The following is a 7,556-nucleotide window of genomic DNA, read 5'->3' on the forward strand; positions in this document are numbered from 1 at the left end:
GCTCCCAGAACCGCACCTGCACCCCACGAGGCACCATCTTCCCCATCAAAACCCCTGATCAATCGAGTGTTGCAACCACTGATTGACTCCAAGGCCCGGGTAGGGCGCCTGGGCTACGGCTCGCGCCGCCCAGCCGTAGTCCAGACATGTGATCAAGCCCGGGTAGGGCGCCTGGACTACGGCTCGCGCCGCCCAGCCGTAGTCCAGACATGTGATCAAACCCGGGTAGGACGCCTGGACTACGGCTCGCGGCACCCAGCCGTAGTCCAGACATGTGATCAAACCCGGGTAGGACGCCTGGACTACGGCTCGCGGCACCCAGCCGTAGTCCAGACGTGTGATCAAGCCCGGGTAGGACCTCTGCGCTACGGCCGGGCGCGGCAGGCCCGGTTGCCGCTGCCCGCCGGGGCGGTGAGCCCACGCGGATTGGCATCGCGGGCGCCGGCGGCCACCCCGTCGGCGGCCACCCCGCCGGCCGGCCACCCCGCCGACCGCAACCCCGCCGACGGCCGCCCCGCGGGCGGTGAGCTCATCACAATCACCGATGTGTGCGCCCGCCTGCCCGGGCATCAGCTCGTCGGGGTGACGGTCAGCAGACCGGTCACGGTTCCCTGGTAATAGCCGCGGTTGATCGCGGTCCCCGCCGTCTGCAACGGGTTGATCAGGCCGAAACCGAGCAGCGTCTTGTCGCTGACCACACCGGTTCCGGCGTCGATCGCCGCGAAGTGGAAAGCGTCAGCGATCCCCTCCTGGACCACCGTGTAGAGCTTGCCGTCGGTCACCGACAGCCGGGGCAGCGCCGCGCTCCGGGTCCCGATCTGCCAGGTCACCGCGCAGCCAGTCCCGGCCGTGTTCACGTCGATCCGGGCCACCCCGCCGTCGAAGCTCGCGTCCGAGGGGACGCTGTCGCCGGCGTCGGAGGGCAGGGCCGGGTAGTCGTAGCCGTACGTGTTGGTGATGAAGACGCTGCGGCCCACCGCGACCGGCGCGTTCTCGGTGCCGCTGGCGGCCCGGTTGGTGAAGAGCGGCTGCACGCAGACCGGCGTGGCGGGACCGTCGGTGCGGAGCACGACGAGGTTCAGGTGCGGGTCGGCGTTGTCGGTGACCGCCACGTACTCGTACCCGGTGGTGGGTCCGAAGAACACCGGGGTGGCGCCGCTGCCCCAGGAGAGCTGGCCGGGTTTGCGGGCCGGGCCGCGATCGTAGGGATAGCGCCACAACGGGGTCACCGACGACGTGTCGAACACGTAGACGGCGTGATCGCTGGTGACCGCGAACCGTCCGGGCACCGTGGAGATGCTGTTCGCGACCTTCTCCCCGTTCGGCAGCCGATAGGTCACTGTCGCGCCGGTGGCCGTGTCGACCGCACCGACCAGGCCGGCCGCGGTGACGAACCAGACCCGGCCGTCGTACGCGGGAACCACGCCCACCACCGCGTCCCCGTCCCCGATCACGCCGCCCAGCGGGGTCTTCTCGACGACGGTGAGCCTGCCGCCGGTGTGCGCGATCCGCAGCAGGTCGCGGTTGCCGTCCACGATCACGACCCGGTCCTGGTTGTCGACGTACGCGTACACCCCGCCCAGCAGCGTCCCCTTGGCGATGGACAGCTTCGCCACGGAGTTGCCGTTGGTCCGGTCGAGCAGGTGCAGCGCCGGGGCCTGGCCGATGTACTCGGTGCAGAGGCCGAGCAGCTGGCCGTCACCGCCGTGCAGCAGGGTCGGGCAGGCGGCGAGCAGCGTGGATCGGGTCACCTTGACCGGGCCGCCGGCCGGGCCACGGCCGGTGAACGTCTTCGAGGACGCGCTGTCGCCGTGCGTGGACGCGCCACCGGCCGGCGCGGTGTACGGATTCCGGGGCGCCACCGGGCCGGACGCGACGGGCCCCAGCGGGCCGGAGGTGACGGACCCCACCGGGCTGGACGCGACGGGCGCCGCGTGGGCCGGCGCCGCCGGGAACACCAGGGCGAACGCCGCGACCACCCCGGCCGACCGGATCAAGAGATTCATGATCTTGAGCCTAGGCCGGACGCGCCCCGCTGTCCATATATCCCATGGGTTTAGTAGATAACGACTGTTCAAGAACTGACAGCGCCCACGTCAGGTCGGTGCCAGAGTTCCCAGCATCCGATGGTTGCCGCCTGAGGAGGAACAGTGACCGAACCCGTACGCGCCGAGCTACGACGATCGGGCGGTTACGCCGGTCGATCCCTGCACGTCGTGATGGACTCATCCACCCTGCCCGAGCCCGAAGCCCGCCGACTCACCCAGCTCGTCCGCTGCCTCGACCTGACCCGCCTGGGCGCCAGGATCATGGCGCCCTGCGCCGCCGACCTGGTCCGCTACGACCTCGCCGTCCAGTGCGGCGGGCGGCATTGGCGGGGCACGGTCGCCGACCCGACCGTGCCACCCGAGTTACGCCCGCTCCTGCGATACCTCACCCAAGCCGCGATGATCAGACGCTAGACGGCGCCGACGTACTCCGCCAGGTGCTGTCCGGTCAGTGTGGACCGGTCCTCGATCAGGTCGGCGGGCGTCCCCTCGAAGACGATCTTGCCGCCGTCGTGGCCGGCCCCCGGGCCCAGGTCGATGATCCAGTCGGCGTGGGCCATGACCGCCTGGTGGTGCTCGATGACGATCACCGACTTGCCCGCGTCGACGAGCCGGTCGAGCAGGCCGAGCAGGTTCTCCACGTCGGCGAGGTGCAGGCCGGTGGTCGGCTCGTCGAGCACGTAGACGCCGCCCTTGTCGGCCATGTGCGTGGCCAGCTTGAGCCGCTGGCGCTCGCCGCCGGAGAGCGTGGTGAGCGGCTGACCCAGGCTCAGATAACCCAGGCCCACGTCGACCAGCCGCTTGAGGATCGCGTGCGCGGCCGGCACCTTCCCGTCACCGGCGCCGAAGAACGCCTCGGCGTCGGTCACCGACATGCCGAGGACCTCGCTGATGTCCTTGCCGCCGAACTTGTACTCCAGCACCGCGGCCTGGAACCGCTTGCCCTCGCACTCCTCGCACGGGGTGGCCACCCCGGCCATCATCGCCAGATCGGTGTAGATCACGCCGTTGCCGTTGCAGGTCGGGCAGGCGCCCTCCGAGTTCGCGCTGAACAGCGCCGGCTTGACGCCGTTCGCCTTGGCGAACGCTTTGCGGATCGGTTCCAGCATGCTCGTGTACGTGGCCGGGTTGCTCCGCCGCGATCCCCGGATCGGGACCTGGTCGACCGACACCACGCCGGCGCTCGCCGGGATCGAGCCGTGGATCAGGGAGCTCTTGCCGGAGCCGGCCACCCCGGTGACCACCACGAGCACGCCGAGGGGCACGTCGACGTCCACGTCCCGCAGGTTGTGGGTGGCGGCGCCGCGGATCTCCAGCTTGCCGCTCGGGGTGCGGACCTTCTCCTTGAGCTGGGCCCGGTCGTCCAGGTGACGGCCGGTCAGGGTGTCACTCGCGCGCAGTTCCTCGACCGTACCCTCGAAGCAGATCTCTCCGCCGGCGGTGCCGGCGCCCGGACCGAGATCGATCACCCGGTCGCCGATCGCGATCGCCTCCGGCTTGTGCTCGACCACGAGCACCGTGTTTCCCTTGTCGCGCAGCCGCAGCAGCAGCTCGTTCATCCGCTGGATGTCGTGCGGGTGCAGCCCGATCGTGGGCTCGTCGAAGACGTAGGTGACGTCGGTGAGCGCCGAGCCGAGATGACGGATCATCTTGGTACGTTGCGCCTCGCCCCCGGAGAGAGTGCCCGACGGCCGTTCGAGGGAGAGGTATCCGAGACCGATTTCGACGAACGACTCCAGGGTGTGCCGCAGTTTGCCGAGCAGCGGCGCCACCGACGGCTCGTGCAGGTCGCGCACCCAGGCGGCGAGATCGCTGATCTGCATCCGGCAGGCGTCCGCGATGCTGATCCCCTTGATCTTGGAGGATCGGGCCAGCTCGGACAGCCGGGTGCCGTCACACTCCGGGCAGCTGGTGAACGTGATCGCCCGCTCCACGAACGCCCGGATGTGCGGCTGCATCGCCTCCACGTCCTTGGCCAGGAACGACTTCTGGATCTGCGGGATCAGGCCGAGGTACGTCAGGTTGATGCCATCGACCTTGATCTTCGTGGCCTCTTTGTAGAGGAGGGCGTCCCGCTCCTTCGTGGTGAAGTCGCGGATCGGCTTGTCCGGGTCGAAGAAACCGCAGCCGCGGAAGATCCGCCCGGTCCAGCCGTCCATGCTGTACCCGGGGATGGTCAGCGCGCCGCCGTTCAGCGACTTGCTGTCGTCGTAGAGCGCGGACAGGTCGAAGTCGGTCACCGAGCCCCGGCCCTCACACCGCTGGCACATCCCGCCGGTGATGCTGAAGCTGCGCCGCTCCTTGGTGGTCGTCCCGGCCTTCTCGATGGTGACCGCCCCGGCGCCGGAGATCGACGCCACGTTGAACGAGAACGCCTGCGACGAGCCGATGTGCGGCTGCCCGAGCCGGCTGAACAGGATCCGCAGCATCGCGTTGGCGTCGGTGGCCGTGCCGACCGTCGAGCGCGGGTCGGAGCCCATCCGCTCCTGGTCCACGATGATCGCGGTGGTCAGCCCGTCCAGCACGTCCACGTCCGGCCGCGCCTGCGTCGGCATGAAACCCTGCACGAACGCGCTGTACGTCTCGTTGATCATCCGCTGCGACTCGGCAGCGATCGTGCCGAACACCAGCGAGCTCTTGCCTGATCCGGAGACACCGGTGAAAACGGTCAGGCGCCGTTTCGGAATCTCGACGCTCACATCCTTGAGGTTGTTCACCCGGGCGCCCTGCACGCGGATCAGATCGTGACTGTCCGCTACGTGCGTTTCCGTGCTCATCCTGTCCCCTCGTTCGGCAGCGCCGTCAACGGTAGTCAGGCTAGGGCCGTCCCGTGGTCCCTTGCTTCTCGAATCCTGATCCTTCGAAAGTCCTCATGCCCTCGGAGGTGACGCCGATCGGACCGTCCCCCGCTTCCTCACCCGCAGGCAGGCCGATGAATATCCTCAACTACGCCCTCCGATCAGCCGCGTTCGCCGTCGCGTACACCGCTGTCGCGTGGGCCGCGGCCGGGCCGCTCTCGCTGAGTCCGATCATGCTTCCGGCGGTGGCGGTCGCCGCCCTCTGGCTGGTCGCGCAGTCCCGGTACGGCCGGCACCGCTACGACGTGATCATGCTGGCCACGGCGGCCGCTGTCGCGGCCACGCTCGACGGCGCCGGTCTGCTGCTCGCCCTCACGTACGCCGTGGCCGGAACCATCCCGGCCGTGCTGTTCATGATGATGCTGAACCGGATGCTGCTCGGCTACTGGCTGGGCCACGGCGACCGGTTCCGGCAGCGCAACGCCGTCGCCGGGCGGCTCGCCGCGTCGGCCGCGGTGGCGGCCGTCGCGGGCGTCGTGCTGGTGGCGGTCATGGACCCGGACGCCGCCACCGCCGGCTGGGCGACCTTCGCGGCGGTCCGCGACACCGCCCTGATCATGCTGGTGGTGTGGGCGGCCCGGTCGTACCGGCTCAGCAAGCAGCCCCGGCGCGGTCCGCTGTCCGTGGTCCGGTGATGGGCGGTGGTCCGGTGATAGGCGGTGGTCCGGTGATTGGCGCGCCCACGTGTCAAGTCATGGACACCGCGTGGCCTACTGTCCGATTAGCGTCGGTTCCAGAGCGTGAATGAAACGCATCGGATGGTTGGAGAGGGACACACGAGGGGCATAAGCCGACATAAGCCCGGACGACCCATCCTGGAGAGGTGAGCGATGACCACCACTGACCAGACCACGAAGTTCAGCACCACGCCGTCGGACAACGGAGACCTGACGAGCCGCACCCGCGCCCGTCAGGCGGTGTCCACCGCGCGGACGAAGGCGACCACGACCGCCCGGCAGAATCCGAAGTCGACGACGGCGTCGTTACTCGCCCTCGCCGGCGCCGCGGCGGCCGCGATCGTCCTGACCCGCCGGCGCAGCGCCACCAAGGCCGCGCCCCGCAACAGGCTGGCCGCACTCCTGCACCGCTGAACCCGCAGCACCACCGTCACCGCCACCGCCCGGCCCGCCCGGGCGGTGGCGGCTTCTTGCGCCGCGATCCAGGCGACTTCTGGTCCGCACATGGGCACAAGTCGCCTGGATCGCGGTCACGAACGTTCGCCGGTGATGTATTCGGCGAGCGTCGTCCGCTCGGACTCCAGCTCGTCGATCCGGTTCTTCACCACGTCACCGATGCTCACCACGCCGCTGAGCACCCCGTCGGTCACCACCGGAACGTGCCGGAACCGCCGCTCGGTCATCAACCGCTCGACGTCCTCCAGCTGCGCGTCCGGCGCGACGGTCCGCACCTGCGTGGTAGCGATGATGCTCACCGGCTCCGCCAGCACGTCGGCCCCGCGCGCGGCGAGAGCCCGCACGATGTCCCGCTCACTGACGATGCCCTCCACCGACGTGCCGTCCCGCGACACCACCACCGCACCGATCCGATGCTGTGCGAGAACTTCGAGCAGCCGCACCACGGGCGTATCCGGTGGCACCGTGACTACCTGATCACCTTTGACTCGGAGAATGTCACTTATCCGCATCGTCCCTCCCTGCACTGGGTCGGCACCGTACACACCTCTATGCCGAACCCCACTCCCCTTGTCAAGAAAAACCCGACTTGGGTACGGGCTGAGCACGCTCCCGATCGATGCGATGATGCCGATCGTGACTGGCCTGGAGGACCTCAGCAGGGTGCGGCTCGCCTACGACATCGTGGCGGAGGAGTACGCGGCGCGGATGCCCGACACCCGCGTCGAATCAGCGCTCGACCTCGCGATGGTCGACGCCTTCATCCTGGCCGTCTCGTTCGACAGCGCCGTGGACCTGGACGACGCCGACCCCGGAGTCAGGACCGGCAGCGATGATGCCCCTCGGGTGCTCGACGCCGGATGCGGCGCCGGGCGGATGACCCGGTACCTGGCCGACCGCGGCTGCCGCGCCGAAGGCGTCGACTTCTCCCACGGCATGATCGCCATGGCTCGTCGTGATCACCGCGACCTGTCGTTCCGGATGGCGCCGCTCGCCGAGCTGCCGTTCCCGGACGGCACGTTCGCCGGCGTGATGCTCTGGTACTCGATCATCCACACGCCGCCCGCCGGCCAGGCCCGGATCTTCGCCGAGGCCGCGCGGGTGCTGCAGCCGGGCGGGCACCTGCTCGTCGGCTTCCAGTACGGTCGGGGCACCCGTAACGTCGGTGAGTTGTACCGCGCCTATGGATACGACATCCAGCTGACCCGCCACAACTACACGGCGGACGAGGTGGTGGGCCACGCGCAGTCGGTCGGCCTGCAGGAGGTGTGCCGGCTGGTGCGCCAGCCCCGGAAACACGAGCGGGACGGCCAGGCGATCGTGCTGGCCCGTGCCGATTGACGCCCTGCCGATTGACGCCCTGCCGATTGACGCCCTGCCCATTGACGCCCTGCCGATTGACGCCCTGCCCATTGACGCCGGAAACGCAGAAAGGCCCACCCCATTCCCGGGGTGGGCCTTTCCATACGTTTGAGTCCGGCGGCGTCCTACTCTCCCACACCCTCCCGAGTGCAGTA

Annotated in this window: 8 protein-coding genes; 4 read left to right on the forward strand and 4 right to left on the reverse strand. The window is 69.3% G+C overall.

What is annotated here, in order from left to right:
* Window positions 1-365: 365 nt before the first annotated feature.
* Window positions 366-533: a hypothetical protein gene (locus tag AB0F72_RS41960; protein ID WP_360444859.1), complete on the reverse strand. Its 168-nt coding sequence runs from the start codon at window positions 531-533 to the stop codon at window positions 366-368.
* A gap of 36 nt (window positions 534-569) precedes the next feature.
* Window positions 570-2,006, reverse strand: coding sequence for a hypothetical protein (locus AB0F72_RS41965; protein ID WP_360444862.1), 1,437 nt, complete (start codon window positions 2,004-2,006; stop codon window positions 570-572).
* 144 nt (window positions 2,007-2,150) lie between these two features.
* Here AB0F72_RS41965 and AB0F72_RS41970 point away from each other — a divergent pair, with 144 nt between their 5' ends.
* Window positions 2,151-2,462 (forward strand): protealysin inhibitor emfourin, encoded by a 312-nt coding sequence (locus AB0F72_RS41970; RefSeq protein WP_360444865.1) that lies wholly within the window; start codon window positions 2,151-2,153, stop codon window positions 2,460-2,462.
* Here AB0F72_RS41970 and AB0F72_RS41975 read toward each other — a convergent pair.
* On the reverse strand, window positions 2,459-4,825 hold the full coding sequence (locus AB0F72_RS41975; protein ID WP_360444868.1) for an excinuclease ABC subunit UvrA: 2,367 nt from the start codon (window positions 4,823-4,825) through the stop codon (window positions 2,459-2,461). The genes AB0F72_RS41970 and AB0F72_RS41975 overlap by 4 nt on opposite strands.
* 155 nt (window positions 4,826-4,980) lie before the next feature.
* On the opposite strand from AB0F72_RS41975, the gene AB0F72_RS41980 reads away from it, so the two are divergent.
* Together AB0F72_RS41980 and AB0F72_RS41985 are read left to right on the forward strand one after the other, a co-directional pair.
* Window positions 4,981-5,541 (forward strand): hypothetical protein, encoded by a 561-nt coding sequence (locus AB0F72_RS41980; RefSeq protein ID WP_360444871.1) that lies wholly within the window; start codon window positions 4,981-4,983, stop codon window positions 5,539-5,541.
* Between the two features lie 195 nt (window positions 5,542-5,736).
* Window positions 5,737-5,997, forward strand: coding sequence for a hypothetical protein (locus AB0F72_RS41985; RefSeq protein WP_360444874.1), 261 nt, complete (start codon window positions 5,737-5,739; stop codon window positions 5,995-5,997).
* Window positions 5,998-6,113: 116 nt separating this feature from the next.
* Here AB0F72_RS41985 and AB0F72_RS41990 read toward each other — a convergent pair whose 3' ends face one another.
* Complete coding sequence (locus AB0F72_RS41990; RefSeq protein ID WP_360444877.1) at window positions 6,114-6,551, reverse strand: CBS domain-containing protein; 438 nt, start codon at window positions 6,549-6,551, stop codon at window positions 6,114-6,116.
* A gap of 115 nt (window positions 6,552-6,666) precedes the next feature.
* Between AB0F72_RS41990 and AB0F72_RS41995 the strand changes: the two genes are divergently transcribed.
* Window positions 6,667-7,380 carry a class I SAM-dependent methyltransferase gene (locus AB0F72_RS41995; protein ID WP_360444880.1) on the forward strand — a complete coding sequence of 238 codons (714 nt, stop codon included), beginning with the start codon at window positions 6,667-6,669 and terminating at the stop codon, window positions 7,378-7,380.
* Window positions 7,381-7,556 lie beyond the last annotated feature (176 nt).

Source organism: Actinoplanes sp. NPDC023936 (genome assembly GCF_040639325.1).
In the GTDB taxonomy this organism is placed as follows: domain Bacteria; phylum Actinomycetota; class Actinomycetes; order Mycobacteriales; family Micromonosporaceae; genus Actinoplanes.

Excerpts from the sequence above, each read along its gene's own strand:
- AB0F72_RS41960 (WP_360444859.1), bottom strand. The coding sequence starts at position 533 with ATGAGCTCACCGCCCGCGGGGCGGCCGTCGGCGGGGTTGCGGTCGGCG.
- AB0F72_RS41965 (WP_360444862.1), bottom strand. The coding sequence starts at position 2,006 with ATGAATCTCTTGATCCGGTCGGCCGGGGTGGTCGCGGCGTTCGCCCTG.
- AB0F72_RS41975 (WP_360444868.1), bottom strand. The coding sequence starts at position 4,825 with ATGAGCACGGAAACGCACGTAGCGGACAGTCACGATCTGATCCGCGTG.
- AB0F72_RS41980 (WP_360444871.1), top strand. The coding sequence starts at position 4,981 with ATGAATATCCTCAACTACGCCCTCCGATCAGCCGCGTTCGCCGTCGCG.
- AB0F72_RS41985 (WP_360444874.1), top strand. The coding sequence starts at position 5,737 with ATGACCACCACTGACCAGACCACGAAGTTCAGCACCACGCCGTCGGAC.
- AB0F72_RS41990 (WP_360444877.1), bottom strand. The coding sequence starts at position 6,551 with ATGCGGATAAGTGACATTCTCCGAGTCAAAGGTGATCAGGTAGTCACG.
- AB0F72_RS41995 (WP_360444880.1), top strand. The coding sequence starts at position 6,667 with ATGCCGATCGTGACTGGCCTGGAGGACCTCAGCAGGGTGCGGCTCGCC.